Below are 15,152 nucleotides of genomic sequence, written 5' to 3' on the forward strand. Positions count from 1 at the left end.
AAAAAAAAACCCTGAACTATTCAGGGTTCATTAAAACTTTATTTCAAAGTTTGACAATTTGTTGCTTGTTTCGAAATGAAAATGGCAGATTTTTGAATGTTTTGAAGAATTCTGGACCATATTTGTTTAAAAAATACATGATATTCCAAATTCTTTCTTGTGGTGCGTCAAGAGGTTTTAAACTATTTTCAATCCGTTCAAAGTCGCGAAGGATATATCCTTCCTTCTCTTCAACACGCTGAGCGACCTTATGATAGACAAATTGAAGTTGGTCTTCAATAAATTGGGCATTTTTATCCAGCATCTGCTCAAAGCTCGGTTCAATCTCTAACGCTTCTTGTCTCATCGCCTCATGAACAATCGCTAATTCACGTTTCGCATGATAAACCGATTGAACGAAGCTGTCTGGAAGACTTTGCTGAAAGTGCGCGTCCTTCTTTTCTTTCACTCCATTTGTCAGCACTTCTTCTACCGACAGCTCTCTCATCGGCAGTTTCTTGTCAATGTGCCTTTCAAGAATGGTCACATGAAGTCTTGGAAGAACAGGTGCCATCTTTAACTCAAAGTGCTCAACGATTCCTTTTAGCTCTCCCCAATAGTTCACTTCACCGTGACCTGCCATAAAAGCTAGTGTTGGGAGGAGAGTTTCCTGCATCAATGGGCGCGTCACCACATTGTTGCTAAACCGCTCTGGGTGCTCCTCGACTTCCTGCAAAAGCTCTTCCTTTGTCCAAGTAAGACCCACTTCTGATACAGAAAACTGTTGCTGCTCTTTTTCAATCAGGAAACGCTCCTCATCATATTCGTAAAACAGGTTTGCCTGGTGGTCACCAGCTTCAATAATTGGATGATACCCCGCTTTCTTCATGGCAGCCTGCGTTTCATGTAAGCGAGTTGTGATCGCATCATTTGTCTGTACAATGTGCTTGAATAACATACGCTCAAGTGGTTTGACCCCTAAGTCTCCTGAATTAAATAGCAGCAGCCCATCTTCTTCAAAAAGCTCGGAAACAATCCATTCAAAGAAATCAGTAAACGTTTCTGATTTGCGTAAACATCGAAGAAGTTGATCAAGCAAGTCATTTGTGTAAGCAGATTCCTCATAGGTTGAAAATACATCACGAAGCCATTTCTCTGTTTTCTCTTGATCCAGCGGTGTTCTTTTCGCAGCAGTTTTTTTTACGCTATGTAAGGGCAGCTTTTGTTTGACTGGACCTTTTTCGCCAGACGTATACACAGCATTTATTTCGTCTACGTCATGATCTTCCCCAGCTACCCAAAAGACCGGAATCACAGGAACTCCAAGCTCTGACTCTTTTTCTTTTGCAAACTTAATTATCGAAATGATTTTATGTATGGTATAAAGCGGCCCTGTTAATAGGCCTGCCTGCTGCCCTCCAACCACCATGACACTCCGTTCATCACGAATCTTTTCAATGTTATACCTCATAGCTGCCGATTCAAACTTTGCATGATATGCACTCATATAATCGGCTAAAGCCTCACGAGGGAAGCTCCTTTCCATGAGATCGTCGTATCTCTTTTTCCATGTATGCTCAGAATGTATATTATAATCAAAAAAAGCCGTCATCTCTTTTTTTTCTTCTATATAATCACGTATGAATAAATTCTGACTTCGGATGGAAAGTTCAGTCAATTGCATGTTTAGAACTTCCTTTCTTCAATAAATAGTTAGTTTCCCGAAAAAAGTATAGCATGTAAATGAGCTCACTCAAAAGATTTTGTTTGCTTTTTTTCCAATACTTCCAAGATTCTATTGAAGAAAGTAAGATGCGGGGCATGAATCCCTTGAGCTTGAGCCTTTTCCAAAAGATAGCCAACGATGGCTTTTCTTTCCGTTTGGCGTCCTTTCACGACATCTTGAACCATCGATGAATGATTGGCAGCCGTTTTATCACATATAGAGATTACATGGGCCCAGAGCCGATCTTTCTCAGTACTATCTAGAATAGAAACCGCCTCATCAAATGCACATCGCATCATGTATTCATATGATGGATTTGAGATCAGCTCCCCATTTTTCACATGCAATAAAGCCGTCAGTGGATTTATACAGACATTGACAAGCAGTTTTTCCTCCAGCACCTTTTTCCATTTAGCTGTGTAGACCATTTGAAAGTGAGTTGATACTTCATTCAATTCATCACTAATATCTGCTGTTGCCTCATGATGAAATGCCCCCCATTTAATTACACCAATGCCTGTATGGTTAACTGCATGATCTGACATCTTCATCGCGCCATGCTCTACCACCCCTATATATAATTGATGGGCCACTTCCCAATTCTTTAAGTCTAATAGATGGGCCATCCCGTTCTGTAAAAATAAAATCCGCTGACGAGGTAATGTCGATAGTTCACCCAATACATCTTGCAGTTGATGATATTTCACCGTCACAATGAGTAAATCAAATATTCCTGTTACCCCTGTCTGTGCATCGACTATTGCTCGAAACGTTTCTCCTCTCACCGTTCGTTCAATTCCTGACGCTCGAATTTCTTCTGCCTGTTCTTTTCTTCTTGTAAATAGGGTGATGTCATGGTGCTGTGATAAATAACTGGCACAAAGCAGACCAATCGCACCCCCGCCAATGATTCCAATTTTCAACTGCCGCACTTCCCTTTTTCTGTTTACTTCATCATATCAACTATTTTACCAGTTATATGTCATGATGCAAAAAGCAGAAAGCGCAGCATGATTGAATTTTTTTAATTTAAAAACTATAATAATAAGTGTAAAAACTTTTTTAGGCGGATGGGGTGAAAACGCCTTCAACGACATCACTGTCGACATTATTGTGTGTAAGGGGGAAGATCACATGACACAAGTAAAGCGTCTTCTAATTAATTACAAAACATTAGAGGAATTTAAACAATTTAAGGAATATGGCATTCAAGAACTTTCAATGCTTGAAGACCTTGAAAGTAATATGATTGAAAATGACAGCAATTCTCCATTTTACGGGATTTACTTTGGAGATAAGCTTGTGGCACGTATGAGCTTATATCAAGTTGATGGCTCGACGACTACGTATTTTGACCATAATCATGATTATTTAGAGCTGTGGAAGCTAGAAGTGCTCCCTGGGTATCAGCGTAAAGGATATGGAGAAGCACTTGTTGAATTCGCAAAATCTTTCGGACTGCCAATTCGTACAAATCCACGCGTCAAATCTGCTGGTTTTTGGGATAAAATGGGCTTTGAAGCGGTGAAATATGATATGGAACGCGATAAAGGTGAAAATCCACTCATTTGGGAGCCTGCGCATATCCAAAAGAAAACAGGAGAGTCAGCTTAACGGTTGATGACAAAAAACGCCCCTCCTTTCATCTGCGAGGGGCGTTTTCTTATTTTGCATAGTCTTTTAAGCTGATATTCTGTTTGACTCTTTCAACAATACCAATGAGTGCCCGGTAATCTTCTTCTGTCATTTTCAATTGACGCTTCAAGTGTTCATTTTCTTCTGTGAGCAACTTTAATTGATGGTGTGCATCCTTTAGCTCCTCGCATAAATAAGCTGGACCAGACGGTTCTTTCTCAAGCTGCTCTAAAAACTGAATCACTTCTCGAAGGGTCAATTCAGCTTGATCTGAAGATGTCTTCTCCTCTATTGTTAACGCCTGCTGTGGTAAACCTGAGGAATGGATACCGATCTTTTTACGCAATTCTTTCCGCTGCTTTTTCGCCAGCTCAATTCCTGCTTGATACTGTTTTCGGACGTAAGAATTCCACCTGAATCCACATGCTGCAGCTGTTCTCGACAGTGCTTTCCCGACCTCCTCAAATGCGGAAAGCTGGGTCCCGCCATCTCGAATATGCCTTAAGACGACTTCTGCTAACAGTAAATCTTCATCTTGTGTCCATGCGTCCTGCCTTGTAATCGTCAATTGATCATCCCCCCTGAATCTGAATACCACATCATATGCGCTTACTAGAGTAGATAGACTATTTACAGGACATAAACCTAAAAAATAGACAAATAAAAAAAACGCAAGGGAAGATTCCCTCACGCTTTTTTATTGATTAGTTGCTTTTTACGTCTTTGCCTTTGTATGTTCCGCAAGATTTGCAAACACGATGAGAAATTTTCATTTCACCGCATTCTGGGCAAGCTACCATACCAGGTACTTGTAGTTTGAAATGCGTACGACGCAATCTTTTTTTCATTTTAGAAGTTCTTCTAAAAGGTACAGCCATTATTCCCACCTCCTTAAAGAGTTAAGATTCATTATTTTCTTCTAATAGCTTCTTCAAGCCTTCCAGACGCGGATCAATTCGGTTTTGATGTGCATCTTCCGAAATGACAGCCCAGTCATTCCCTTCTTGTGGTGCAGCACCTTTTACGTCTGTTTGGTCGCAAAAGATTTGCATCGGCACTTCAAGAAGAATTTCTTCCTTGACTATAGGCGTTAAGTCGATAATATCGTCTTCCACAACGGAAACGTCTTCATCTTCTATATCGTCTGTCTTATGAAGTACAAATAGTTCTTTTGTTGAGATCGCAAATGGATAATTTACATCAACAAGCGTTCTTGAACAAGGCAATGTCATTTCACCTGTGATGGTTAAGTAAAATGCGACTTGCTTTGATTCGATCACTCCAGTCCCTTTCACCTCTACTGGTGAAATACGACGTATATCTGAATGAAGGCTAGTAAGTTCATTTAAGTCAACCGTCTCATGAAAATCGAAGCTGTTTTTGGCTTTTTGATGTAACTGATAAACTGTCCATTTCAATTGTATCACCTCTAAGAGCAACAAACATGATTATAGCTTTCATCATGCTATTTGTCAATATTTTTTCTTTACAGTCCTTCGTGATGTCAGAGGGTTGTTTGACATCAGTTCCTTAAATGCCTACACTGAAAAAAATGGGCTTCATTTTTCCCTTATGCTACTGTAGCATAGACCATTTAACCATAGCAAGAAAGGCGGAGCATATAATGAAAGCAGTGGGAGTCGTTGTAGAGTACAATCCATTTCATTATGGACATGCCTATCATGTTCGTCAGGCAAAAAAACAAACCTCCTCAGATGTTGCCATTGCCGTTATGAGCGGTTCCTTCCTTCAGCGCGGAGAACCTGCAATCGTCTCAAAATGGGCACGTACAAAAATGGCACTGCAAAACGGTGTAGACATTGTGTGTGAGCTTCCATACATATACGCGGTACAAAAGGCAGAAACTTTTGCAGGTGGCGCTGTGTCTATCCTAGATGCTTTAAAATGCCGCTCTCTTTTTTTCGGAAGCGAGGATGGGGACATCACGGCATTTGAGCGCACAGCACACGCTTGGCATGAGAAAAAAGCAGAGATTGACTTTTTAACAAAAAAGAGGGTAAAAGAAGGTCTTAGTTATCCGGCAGCAGCAGCCACTGCGTTTCAAGAGGCCATTTATCCTGGGCATTTACTGGACCTGTCGAAACCGAATAACATCTTAGGCTTCCATTATGTAAAGGCCATCTTAGAGAGATTTCCTCACTTGCAGCCCTTTACCTCTCAAAGAATTGCATCTGATTACCATGATGAAGAACTTCCTGAAAACCAGAAAATCGCAAGCGCAACAAGTATTCGAAAAGCCTTAAAAGAGCACAGCTCTTTTGAAGCGGCTACACCTTACCTTACGGCCGCTACTTTAAAGCAATTACAGGCCTATCAATCTTCATACGGTCTTTTACATACACAAGAAGCCTATTTTCGTTTCTTAAAACATGTCTTTCACACAATGGATATGGCCGAACTAGAGGAGATATACGAAATTGAAGAAGGCATTGAACACCGTATGCAAAAAGCGATCACACACGCATCTTCCTATGAGGAATATCTATCACACGTGAAAACAAAACGATATACATGGACAAGGTTACAGCGAATGAATACGCACCTTTTAATGAGAGTAAAGAAAAAGACAATGCATGAGCTAATTGAAGAGAAAACAGCGCCCTACATTCGTTTACTCGGTATGTCAAAGAAAGGGCAGCAATATTTGTCACTTGTAAAAAAAGAATTGGATGTTCCGCTCGTGAGTAAACTGTCTTCCTTTTCACATCCCGCACTTGATGTTGACATTCGCGCTGCTCGCGTCTTCAGCCTTCCCATCTGCGAGCCAATGCAAACGGACTTAACGGAAGCAGAATTTAAAACATCACCAATTCGATATGATGAAGTTACTGGTCTCTTTCAATCTCGATAAAAAAGAGCAGCCTTGACGAGGGCTGCTCTTTTATTATGATGCTTTCTCTTTTAATTTGTTTACATAATTCAGTGCATCTTGCATCGTATCAACAGGGACAATTTTCATATCACTTTTAATATCTTTTGCTGTTTTGACTGCATTTTTGTAGTCTGAGTTAGGATCACCTTTATCGTTTGGTGCAAAGAATATGTCTTTCCCTGCTTTATCGGCGGCAACGACCTTTTGATCAATTCCGCCAATTGGTCCAACCGTACCATCAGCATCAATCGTTCCAGTCCCCGCAATCGCATAGCCGTGAGTTTCGTCTTCTTTTGTCAGCTGATTATACATTTCAAGCGACATCATTAAACCTGCCGATGGGCCACCGATATTTTCAATATCTACTTTAATAGAAGGTGATACTTTTACATGACGGTCTGTATACAATGATACGCCAATTCCCACCCTTTTTGGCTCCTCTTTAAATGGTTTTAAGGTCACTTGCTTTGTGACCTCTTTCCCATTACGTTCGAGTACAAAGCGGACAGATGTACCTGCTTTTTTGCTGCTGATATACGAAACCATTTTATCAGCAGAATCATAGGTCTTGCCGTCAACATTTTTAATCCGATCGCCCACTTCAATTTTTCCGTATGCAGGCATGCCTTTCATCACGTAACTTGCATATACCCCGTTAAACGTATAATCCACTTTTTTCCCTGCTTTTGTATACGCTGCTATCATCGCATTTTCTTGAGAGCTTTTCATCAGCTGAAGCTGTCGTTTCATATAATCTTCATCTGATTCTCCGTCTGCTTTAATGTTTTCTTCTGGGACAATCTCGTCATACTTGTTCATTTTAGCAAGCAAATACGTATATGGATTGGCTGGACCTACTTTAATGGTCATCAGCGAGAAGCTGCCCTTCTCACCATACCCTCCGTCCACTTTAATGTGCGGAGCAATCTCTGTTGCATCACCCGGCTTTGTCACGTAATACGGCAGTTTGACAAAAGTTAAGCCAAATAATACAAGGACAACTACAAAAAAGCTAAGCCAGCGAATATTCATTTTTTTCATTCGATTAACACTCCCATTTATCAATGACATCTTTCAGTTTAACTTTTAGTTGATCTGCTGCGAGTTCACCTGCTTCAATCATTTCTTGAACTTGAGTAAACGCGCTAGAGCTAAATGTTTCAAGCTTCGGCCTGATCATGAGATCTGCGTGAATGGTTTGATGACGAACCAATTCATTTTGAAGGATGTCCAAACTTTGCATAATGACATCCGATAATCTCGTCGCCTTTTCTGTTTTTTTCACTCTTGATACATCAGAGGCGATAATGAGGTCTGCACCCATTTCTTTTAAAACTGAAACAGGAATGCGGTCAACAACCGCTCCATCTACCAATTGCCTGCCTCCTATTTCGTGCGGAACAAACACGCCTGGAATGCTAATGCTCGCTCTGACTGCTTGCGAGACAGAGCCTTCTTTAAACACAAGCTTTTCTCCTGTCTGTAAATCACAAGCAACAATCGCAAGTGGCATTCGCAATTCCTCGATTTTTTTTCCATATGTAAACGTGTGGATCAGCTGCAAAATTCGATTCCCTTTTAAAAGACCGATTTTTGGCAGTGTATAGTCAGCATAATACTTTCTTCTGAAGACAAGTGCAAGTTTTTTCATTTTTTCTACGTCTTGTCCTGCCGCATAAAAGCTGCCAACAAGTGCGCCAATACTGCTTCCCGCAATCATATCCACCTGAATTCCTTGTTTTTCAAGACTAGATAAAACTCCGATATGCGCCATTCCCCTAGCACCCCCGGAGCCTAGCGCAAGCCCGATGATCGGTCGCTTCATGAAAATCCAACCTCCTCTTTCTATGCATATATACGAATCTATAGGTCTAAACATGCCCCTTCTGCTCGTATAGTAATAGAAGACAGGCTCGGCTAATTTCTTTCTTTTTCTTTGATCACGAGCTCGCCAATAGATCATAACGGCAAGGGGCGAAATCTTCATGAAAAAATGGAACACTATGTTCATCGCTGCTTTTTTTATCTTTTTAACCGCCACTGTGATTACACATCCACAAGCCTCTTTGCAAGCATCAAAAAATGGACTTGCAATGTGGTGGGAGGTTGTATTTCCATCATTGCTGCCTTTTTTTATTTTGTCCGAGCTATTAATTAGTTTCGGGATTGTCAGATTCGTCGGGGTGTTATTAGAACCATTTATGCGCCCCATCTTTCGAGTGCCTGGTGTAGGCGGATTTGTATTGGCTATGGGAATGGCCTCAGGCTTCCCCTCTGGCGCTAAATTGACGACAAGGCTCAGACAGGAAGGACAGCTGACGAGAATCGAAGCAGAACGCCTTGTTTCGTTTACGAATTCATCGAATCCATTGTTTATTTTTGGAGCGGTGGCTGTTGGTTTTTTTCATCACCCAGCTTTAGGGATTGTCTTAGCCTGTGCACATTATTTAGGAAACCTTGCTGTCGGTGTGACGATGCGCGGGTATAAAGCACGGCATGATGCGCATCTTAGAAGCCGAAAGGGATTTTTATTTCCACCTTTTAAAGAGGCATTCAATGCCCTTCATACAGCAAGGCTCGCAGAGAAAAGACCGCTCGGCCAAATTTTAAGCGATGCTGTCATGTCGTCAGTACAAACACTCTTTATGATAGGCGGATTTATTATCTTATTCTCTGTCTTTAGTAAAATGTTGTCCGTTGTTCATGTGACAGATCTTCTCTCCATAGGCATCGGATTTATGCTGCAAACGATGCACCTTCCACCAGAATTAGATCTAGCCATGATTGCCGGTTTATTTGAAATCACTTTAGGAAGTCAGTTAACAGGCTCACAAGAGGTTATACTTCTCGCCAAAACAATTGTTGTCAGCTTTATTTTAGGATTTAGTGGGTTCTCCGTTCAAGCCCAGGTAGCCGGCATTTTAGCCGCAACAGATATACGCTTTAAACCGTTTTTCTTCGCCCGTTTGCTTCACGGGATTTATGCATCTTTCTTTGCGTTTTTATTATTCGAACCGCTTTATGTATCTCGGTCAGACATGGTTCTTCCGGCAGGAACATTTGAAACAAGCCATCAAGTCGTCATGTTCAGCAGTGTGTTGTGGAATCAGCTTGTGCAAGCTGGTCCTTTAATCACCTTGTTCAGCCTGATCGTGTATATTGCTTTATACTATCAGAAACTAAAAAATGAATGAGTGCACGATTGCACTCATTCATTAAATTTTTCTTTCAGCGCTTCTTCTACCTCTTTTGGTACAAGCTCTTTGACTGATCCATGATACTTCGCTACTTCTTTGACAATGCTTGAGCTTAAGAAGGAGTATTGATTATTGGTCATCATGAAGAACGTTTCAATTTCATCATTTAAGACTTTGTTCATCGATGTACCTTGCATCTCATATTCAAAGTCCGTCACAGCTCTTAGTCCACGTAAAATCACTTTGGCTTCTTTCTGTTTCGCATAATCGACAAGCAGTCCATGAAAGGATTCAACTTTGATGTTTGGCAAATCCTTTGTCGCTTGCCGAATGAGTTCGCAACGTTCTTCAACTGTAAATAACGGTTTTTTTGAGGAGTTATTTAATACACATACATACACTTCATCAAAAATATTTGCTCCTCTTTTGATAATATCTAAATGGCCCAATGTGACTGGATCGAAGCTACCTGGACAAACGGCTATATTTCCCATGCTTCATTTCCCCGCTTTCTATAGATCGTAATGCCAGTCAATCGGTACAGTTCCTGCCTTGATATGTGGAGCTGTCCAGTTTCATTTGGCAACATGACGTCTTTATCGTGCTCACAAACAATCACGCCATCATCTGCTAATAGGGAGTGCTCATCAATCATATCAAGAAGTGCTTTCAGCTTTTGATCTTGATAGGGCGGATCAAGGAAGATGGCTTGAAACGATTCTCCTCGCTTCACAATGGCTGCTAATGCACGCTGGGCATCATTTTGAAATACTTCACTTTGATCCATCAGCAACAGTTGACTCAAGTTTTCTTTAATCGTCTGAATCGCCTTCATATCTCGATCAATGAATATGCAATGATCGAATCCTCTAGAAAGAGCTTCAATTCCTAAACCACCGCTTCCTGCAAATAAATCAAGAGCCCATCCACCATCAAAATACGGGCCAATCATATTAAAAATAGATTCCTTTACTTTATCTGTTGTCGGTCTTGTTGATTGACCTGGTACCGCTTTGAGCGTACGGCGTTTTCTCGTTCCAGAGATGACTCTCATTTTCCCACCACTTTTTCTGCTTGCATCTATGATCATTGTCTTATGACAAAAATTCCAACATTATCTTACCACATCCACTCCACATGGGACAATGCGTAGATTTTCATCATTTTATATGTATACATGACAGGCTAAGGGGTCATACTACTTGTAACAGCATCTGATGTGGTGCTGTGCCAACCGCGGAGAAGACTTACGTTTCCCCATAAGTTCTTCCTCCGGTTTCTCCTCTCCCTTTGCCTTCTCCTTAATGAAACATTAAGAATAGAAGGACCCCGCGGGTGATGCCGTGGGGATTTTTTTGTGGCTTTAAAAGCCCACCTTATAATCATACTCTTTTGCTTTGTCCAATTTGGATTCGTACTCTAATTTAATAAAGGGCTTATATGAAGGCTCAACACGTTTCACAAATGGTAATGAGCTTAGCTTTGCCATGTGGCGGTCGAGCTCATTCATATTACAATAGATCACTGCATATTTCATTTTCCTTGAAATATAGTGAACATTCCCAAATTTCCTTAGCGCATTTGACTGCTTTAACGAATGCAGCCAAACAACCATGCCTTGACGTTTGGTTTCCATCTTTTCACCTGCCGTTTTTAATTCTTTTCAGCCAATATGGAAAAGACGAGACGTTCAAGTCTCGTTAAGATACTTTACAGCCACAGCTGCCTCCTGATTGACAGCCCCCGCCGCATGATGATAGACCATCAAAATATGGGTTCCCTGTTGGAACTTTAATATATGCTGATACAGCTTGACCGAATTCAATACTAATCTCATCTAAAATGCATTGAATCGCTGTTTCTGCTTTCTTGAAATCAACCACTGTATCGTGAAGATCTAGCTTTCTTTTGACCTCACGCATTTCCTTTGTGGTCGTTCTATAGTCTGGATGGTATTTGCCGAACCGCTGCACACCCTCATATTGCTCTTTTACTTTTGTAAAATGGGCAATAATTTGTTGGGCTTCTTCGTCTTGCTGGAGACGCTTAAAGCAGTTTCGGTAATGTTCAGCCTCCTCCGACTGAAGAATCATGGCAGCCAATTGATTTGCTTCCTCTTGGAGCTCCACAGATTCGATTGTCGCATACATAAATGTTGCACCTCCAATCATAGTTTACCACGAAACCTATTGATCAGAAAATCCTTTTACGTAACAAATACATCCAATGTTTCTCTTTTCTGTTTATATTCAGGGTGACGGGAATTCAGCACAACGGTCACTTTATGCTTTCCTTTTGAAAGGTGCTTGACCACAAATGCAGCAGTATACTCATTGTCCGCACGCTTCCCATCTACATATACTGTGAAGTATCCCGCCTTCTTATTCTTTTTTCCAAGTGAAGGCTCAAGATGGAAATCTTGAAGCGTACTTTCTATATAGACAGCTGATCCCTGCACTTTGTATTTTAAAAAGCCTTGCTGCTTTATTTCAATTTGGGCTTGCTGCATCACTTGTACTGCTGGTTCTTGCTTGATCACTTCCTCTTGTTCATGTTGACTTTGACACCCGGTCACAAGAAAAAGCAATGCGCATATTGACAGAATCCATTTCATCTTCTGATTCTCCTTTCGTCTACTTTCATAGGATGCTCATGAACTAGACATCTTAATCAACTCAAAAAAGCCTCATTCGGCTCCATTTTGATTGCGCATTGCTTGGAACATTTGAATCATCATTTCGGCCATTTGGACACTATTGCTTAACTGACTCACACGATGAGGAATGGTTTTTTCGTAAAAGTTCATTTTATCTAATTCAAAGGAAGATAGATTTTCAGGATGTCGAGTCAGCTGTCTGTACCAGAGAGGACGTTGTCTAATGAATTTGATTCGATCCTCTTCTGCCATGACAAACTCCTGTACTTCTCTCCGCACCAAAAGCATCCCCTTTCAATTAATCTTTCCTGAAGGAGAATGGGTGCTGACTGCCTCCAGACGAACCCTTCTTTGAGCCATTTGATGAAAATTGGCCAAGTAAGCTTTGTAAAGAGGAAATAGACTGGCTCATTTTGTTAATCTGCTCATTCATTTGATCAGCGTCCATTTTTTTCACAGCAGAAACCATTTTAGACACAAAATCTGCTTTTCCCGGTTCACTGTGCTTAGAGGCTTTTTCTTCTTTTACTTCTTCAGATTGCGTTTGCCTGTAAGGAGACCACATCTCATCTTCCTCACCAAACATAACCCAATTCTCATATAGAGTTTGCCAGCTTTTTTCTTGCGTCTGCACTTCTTGAATTAATTTCGGATGGCGTTTGACAAATTGTTTAAATTCATCAATGGATGTTTGCTTTTGCTTGTTTGTCATATCCTCACCCCCCATACAAATGCCTACTATACTATATACACCAATATTTGTTTTGGTGAGCCCCTTTTTTACAAAAAAACAGCCGCATTTGCGGCTTTGTTTTAAGATGTTTTCTTGATGAAGTTTTGCGTATAATATTTTTCTTTCACACCTACGCCAAGGTGCGTGTAATCTTTATTTAATAACGCCTTCCGGTGACCTTCGCTATTAAGCCAGCCTTCTACAGCTGCTGGTCCATCTACATAGTTGTAAGCAATGTTTTCACCTGCGAGCTGAAATGTAACCTCTCCCCTTTCTAATCTGTCTTTCAGCGTACCGTATTTTTTAGATTCGTGGGAGAAATAATGATTCTCTTTCATGTCCTCACTATGCATGAATGCCACCTCGGAGGTTTCATCGTCCCACTTTAAGGTTGGAAGATTGTACTTATGGCGGATAATATTGGTCATATCAAAAATTTGTTTTTGACTAGAAGCTTGGATTTCTTTCCATTTTTCTCCTGATATCGTTTCAGGTTCTATCAATTGACCTCGATAGACGACTTCATAAGGCTTTTGTTTCACAAATGTATCCGCATTAAAGACCCTGATACTTGAAAGGGTGCTTTCAAACTTATCCATGTAGAGCTGAACATAGACATCATCTCCCACTTTCACCGTTGGCCTTGTATTCATATCATCTTCTGAGAATTCAAAGCGAAATGAATTTTGCTTATCCTCTACATGAATGTAAGGAGCGATTTGTGTTTTTTTAAATACTTTACTTGTGGCTTGACCGATTTTAAACGGTTCCACATTGAGCCCGTCTCCTGTTGCAAACAAGGTGACCACTTGACTATCTTTTACCCCTACTTGAATATAGTGCTTCTTCGATTGATTGTAAATCCACCAGTCATAATCATATGCTGAAGGATCAATGCGATCTGGTTCCCCCAGCTGTTTAAGCACTTCGTTTGATGATTTTCCCATAAAGGACATGAGGCCCTTTTTTGGGATGTTAATCGGCTTATCGCTAGATGTTTCTTCATTAGACACCTTCGGTTCATTGCTGTTATCTTTTTCTGGTGAAGATCCATATTGAATGAACAGAACGTACGTTCCGGATATAATCAGGAGGATGAAGAGTGTTTTGAGCACAGTTTTCAAATAAACACCTCCGTTAAATTGGCAAGGCACAAAAGTACCTTCTATTGTCATTTAAACAAAACTTGCTCCATTTATCAACGACAATACAGCCTATTTAACACGAATTTAAAATATGCCCCTCTTAGTGAAGAAATCCTTGTCCATGATCTTGATCTTGTTGAGAGATTTCAGTAAGCGCATCCCCCGCACGATCATTTGACAAATCTTCAACTGATAAATCTCCAAGAGCTACGATACCCGTTAATGCTCCGCTTTTTACAATGGGAATACGGCGGAGCTGATGCTCTGACATCAACCGGACAATCTCTTCAAGCGTCGCATCTTCTTCAGCTGTCAGTACTTCCTTCGTCATGAGCGCGCCAACTTCTTGTGAGTTTGGCTTTTTTTCAGCAATACCTCTGAGTACAAGGTCACGGTCTGTCAAAATTCCAACGAGTTGATCTCCGTCAACCACTGGAATGGCGCCGATGTCAGCATCTCTCATTTTCACTGCCGCTTCGTAGGCATTGTCGTTCTTTTGGCAAGTCACCACTTTTTTTGTCATAATCTCTTTGATTTTTTTCGTTTTCACGTTGATTCCTCCATCCGTTATTTTTTCTTTATTACTATAACCAGCTTATAAAAGAACATACCTTTCACAGTTGAAAGTTTAACGCTTTCATACTATGATTGTCAGTAAAGGGAATTTTTAAAAGGAGGGGTTTTGGGTGAAGTTTGAAGGTACAGGGATTGAAAAGGTATCATCTGACTTAAATAAATTGGATTTCATCATGGAAAGTGAAGGATTTGTACGAGCCGATCAATGGGATTATGAGCGTGTGACGTTCGACAGGAAGTATAGCATGGTCGAGGGAACATTTTATTTACGCATTTCTGGCTACGCCACTGAAGGAGATGTCGGTTCCAAAAAGGCACGCATTCAGCTACTAACACCTTTACTTGGAAAACACTATTATCCGCATGGTGTTGAATATGGCGAGGGCGAAGATTTCCCTAAATCCCTTATCCAATCAAGTAAAAAAACACTTGATCGGCTGAAAGAAAAACTAGAATCAATGACTGCTGAAGCATAAAGAAAAGCACAGCCCAGGGGACTGACCCCCTAAGATGAGACAAATAAAAAACACCTTCAAGTTTGAAAACGGACCGTTGTGATCCGAAATAAAACATGGAGGTGTTTTTTCTATGGGGACAAGAGTGAGTTATCCA

At 40.7% G+C, this 15,152-nt stretch carries 20 protein-coding genes; 4 read left to right on the plus strand and 16 right to left on the minus strand.

The annotated features are described in order from the left end of the window. Positions 1-43: 43 nt before the first annotated feature. The gene (gene bshC, locus LC033_RS03875; protein ID WP_226566950.1) at positions 44-1,663 is read right to left on the minus strand and encodes a bacillithiol biosynthesis cysteine-adding enzyme BshC; all 1,620 of its coding nucleotides are present in this window, start codon (positions 1,661-1,663) and stop codon (positions 44-46) included. Positions 1,664-1,728: 65 nt separating this feature from the next. Then, positions 1,729-2,628 (minus strand): 2-dehydropantoate 2-reductase, encoded by a 900-nt coding sequence (locus tag LC033_RS03880; RefSeq protein WP_226566951.1) that lies wholly within the window; start codon positions 2,626-2,628, stop codon positions 1,729-1,731. Positions 2,629-2,839: 211 nt separating this feature from the next. Between LC033_RS03880 and LC033_RS03885 the strand changes: the two genes are divergently transcribed. Next, positions 2,840-3,319, plus strand: coding sequence for an N-acetyltransferase (locus tag LC033_RS03885; protein ID WP_226566952.1), 480 nt, complete (start codon positions 2,840-2,842; stop codon positions 3,317-3,319). A gap of 49 nt (positions 3,320-3,368) precedes the next feature. On the opposite strand, the gene gerR is transcribed toward LC033_RS03885, so the two are convergent. From gerR to LC033_RS03900, 3 genes are all read right to left on the minus strand, one after another. After that, on the minus strand, positions 3,369-3,908 hold the full coding sequence (gene gerR / locus LC033_RS03890; protein ID WP_226566953.1) for a sporulation-specific transcriptional regulator GerR: 540 nt from the start codon (positions 3,906-3,908) through the stop codon (positions 3,369-3,371). 136 nt (positions 3,909-4,044) lie between these two features. Continuing rightward, positions 4,045-4,218, minus strand: a complete 174-nt coding sequence (gene rpmF / locus LC033_RS03895; protein ID WP_008354700.1) for a 50S ribosomal protein L32 — start codon at positions 4,216-4,218, stop codon at positions 4,045-4,047. A 21-nt stretch (positions 4,219-4,239) separates the two neighbouring features. Beyond that, positions 4,240-4,758, minus strand: coding sequence for a YceD family protein (locus LC033_RS03900; RefSeq protein ID WP_226566954.1), 519 nt, complete (start codon positions 4,756-4,758; stop codon positions 4,240-4,242). A 206-nt stretch (positions 4,759-4,964) separates the two neighbouring features. On the opposite strand from LC033_RS03900, the gene LC033_RS03905 reads away from it, so the two are divergent. Beyond that, positions 4,965-6,212 (plus strand): nucleotidyltransferase, encoded by a 1,248-nt coding sequence (locus LC033_RS03905; RefSeq protein WP_226566955.1) that lies wholly within the window; start codon positions 4,965-4,967, stop codon positions 6,210-6,212. 33 nt (positions 6,213-6,245) lie between these two features. Here LC033_RS03905 and LC033_RS03910 read toward each other — a convergent pair whose 3' ends face one another. Together LC033_RS03910 and LC033_RS03915 are read right to left on the minus strand one after the other, a co-directional pair. Beyond that, positions 6,246-7,274, minus strand: coding sequence for a SepM family pheromone-processing serine protease (locus LC033_RS03910; RefSeq protein ID WP_226566956.1), 1,029 nt, complete (start codon positions 7,272-7,274; stop codon positions 6,246-6,248). Between the two features lie 4 nt (positions 7,275-7,278). Further along, complete coding sequence (locus LC033_RS03915) at positions 7,279-8,058, minus strand: patatin-like phospholipase family protein (RefSeq protein ID WP_226566957.1); 780 nt, start codon at positions 8,056-8,058, stop codon at positions 7,279-7,281. 160 nt (positions 8,059-8,218) lie between these two features. On the opposite strand from LC033_RS03915, the gene spoVV reads away from it, so the two are divergent. Further along, positions 8,219-9,427 (plus strand): dipicolinic acid transporter SpoVV, encoded by a 1,209-nt coding sequence (gene spoVV, locus LC033_RS03920; protein ID WP_264188624.1) that lies wholly within the window; start codon positions 8,219-8,221, stop codon positions 9,425-9,427. A 14-nt stretch (positions 9,428-9,441) separates the two neighbouring features. On the opposite strand, the gene coaD is transcribed toward spoVV, so the two are convergent. From coaD to LC033_RS03965, 9 genes are all read right to left on the minus strand, one after another. After that, positions 9,442-9,924 (minus strand): pantetheine-phosphate adenylyltransferase, encoded by a 483-nt coding sequence (coaD, locus tag LC033_RS03925; protein ID WP_226566958.1) that lies wholly within the window; start codon positions 9,922-9,924, stop codon positions 9,442-9,444. Then, positions 9,912-10,520, minus strand: a complete 609-nt coding sequence (rsmD, locus tag LC033_RS03930; RefSeq protein ID WP_264188625.1) for a 16S rRNA (guanine(966)-N(2))-methyltransferase RsmD — start codon at positions 10,518-10,520, stop codon at positions 9,912-9,914. The genes coaD and rsmD overlap by 13 nt, the downstream gene beginning before the upstream one ends. 273 nt (positions 10,521-10,793) lie before the next feature. Continuing rightward, a complete protein-coding gene (locus LC033_RS03935) occupies positions 10,794-11,066 on the minus strand; it encodes a YlbG family protein (protein ID WP_226566960.1) in 273 nt (90 codons plus the stop codon). Between the two features lie 64 nt (positions 11,067-11,130). Continuing rightward, complete coding sequence (gene ricF / locus LC033_RS03940; protein WP_226566961.1) at positions 11,131-11,580, minus strand: regulatory iron-sulfur-containing complex subunit RicF; 450 nt, start codon at positions 11,578-11,580, stop codon at positions 11,131-11,133. 56 nt (positions 11,581-11,636) lie between these two features. Beyond that, positions 11,637-12,044 (minus strand): hypothetical protein, encoded by a 408-nt coding sequence (locus tag LC033_RS03945; RefSeq protein WP_226566962.1) that lies wholly within the window; start codon positions 12,042-12,044, stop codon positions 11,637-11,639. Between the two features lie 72 nt (positions 12,045-12,116). Beyond that, positions 12,117-12,365, minus strand: a complete 249-nt coding sequence (locus LC033_RS03950) for a YlbE-like family protein (RefSeq protein ID WP_099680444.1) — start codon at positions 12,363-12,365, stop codon at positions 12,117-12,119. 19 nt (positions 12,366-12,384) lie between these two features. Further along, entirely contained in the window at positions 12,385-12,798 is a 414-nt protein-coding gene (locus tag LC033_RS03955; protein ID WP_226566963.1) for a YlbD family protein, read from the minus strand. Between the two features lie 101 nt (positions 12,799-12,899). Beyond that, complete coding sequence (locus LC033_RS03960) at positions 12,900-13,943, minus strand: CAP domain-containing protein (protein WP_226566964.1); 1,044 nt, start codon at positions 13,941-13,943, stop codon at positions 12,900-12,902. A 121-nt stretch (positions 13,944-14,064) separates the two neighbouring features. Then, positions 14,065-14,487, minus strand: a complete 423-nt coding sequence (locus LC033_RS03965) for a CBS domain-containing protein (RefSeq protein WP_226566972.1) — start codon at positions 14,485-14,487, stop codon at positions 14,065-14,067. Positions 14,488-14,650: 163 nt separating this feature from the next. Here LC033_RS03965 and LC033_RS03970 point away from each other — a divergent pair, with 163 nt between their 5' ends. After that, on the plus strand, positions 14,651-15,016 hold the full coding sequence (locus LC033_RS03970; protein ID WP_226566965.1) for a YugN family protein: 366 nt from the start codon (positions 14,651-14,653) through the stop codon (positions 15,014-15,016). Positions 15,017-15,152 lie beyond the last annotated feature (136 nt).

This window comes from Bacillus stratosphericus (assembly GCF_020524495.1).
Taxonomy (GTDB): domain Bacteria; phylum Bacillota; class Bacilli; order Bacillales; family Bacillaceae; genus Bacillus; species Bacillus stratosphericus_B.

What these genes read in the sequence shown, in the direction of transcription:
- LC033_RS03935 (WP_226566960.1), bottom strand. Translation starts at nt 11,066, where the DNA reads ATGGAAACCAAACGTCAAGGCATGGTTGTTTGGCTGCATTCGTTAAAG.
- ricF (WP_226566961.1), bottom strand. Translation starts at nt 11,580, where the DNA reads ATGTATGCGACAATCGAATCTGTGGAGCTCCAAGAGGAAGCAAATCAA.
- LC033_RS03955 (WP_226566963.1), bottom strand. Translation starts at nt 12,798, where the DNA reads ATGACAAACAAGCAAAAGCAAACATCCATTGATGAATTTAAACAATTT.
- rpmF (WP_008354700.1), bottom strand. Translation starts at nt 4,218, where the DNA reads ATGGCTGTACCTTTTAGAAGAACTTCTAAAATGAAAAAAAGATTGCGT.
- LC033_RS03945 (WP_226566962.1), bottom strand. Translation starts at nt 12,044, where the DNA reads ATGAAATGGATTCTGTCAATATGCGCATTGCTTTTTCTTGTGACCGGG.
- LC033_RS03910 (WP_226566956.1), bottom strand. Translation starts at nt 7,274, where the DNA reads ATGAAAAAAATGAATATTCGCTGGCTTAGCTTTTTTGTAGTTGTCCTT.
- bshC (WP_226566950.1), bottom strand. Translation starts at nt 1,663, where the DNA reads ATGCAATTGACTGAACTTTCCATCCGAAGTCAGAATTTATTCATACGT.
- rsmD (WP_264188625.1), bottom strand. Translation starts at nt 10,520, where the DNA reads ATGATCATAGATGCAAGCAGAAAAAGTGGTGGGAAAATGAGAGTCATC.
- spoVV (WP_264188624.1), top strand. Translation starts at nt 8,219, where the DNA reads ATGAAAAAATGGAACACTATGTTCATCGCTGCTTTTTTTATCTTTTTA.
- LC033_RS03965 (WP_226566972.1), bottom strand. Translation starts at nt 14,487, where the DNA reads ATGACAAAAAAAGTGGTGACTTGCCAAAAGAACGACAATGCCTACGAA.
- LC033_RS03915 (WP_226566957.1), bottom strand. Translation starts at nt 8,058, where the DNA reads ATGAAGCGACCGATCATCGGGCTTGCGCTAGGCTCCGGGGGTGCTAGG.
- LC033_RS03905 (WP_226566955.1), top strand. Translation starts at nt 4,965, where the DNA reads ATGAAAGCAGTGGGAGTCGTTGTAGAGTACAATCCATTTCATTATGGA.
- LC033_RS03885 (WP_226566952.1), top strand. Translation starts at nt 2,840, where the DNA reads ATGACACAAGTAAAGCGTCTTCTAATTAATTACAAAACATTAGAGGAA.
- coaD (WP_226566958.1), bottom strand. Translation starts at nt 9,924, where the DNA reads ATGGGAAATATAGCCGTTTGTCCAGGTAGCTTCGATCCAGTCACATTG.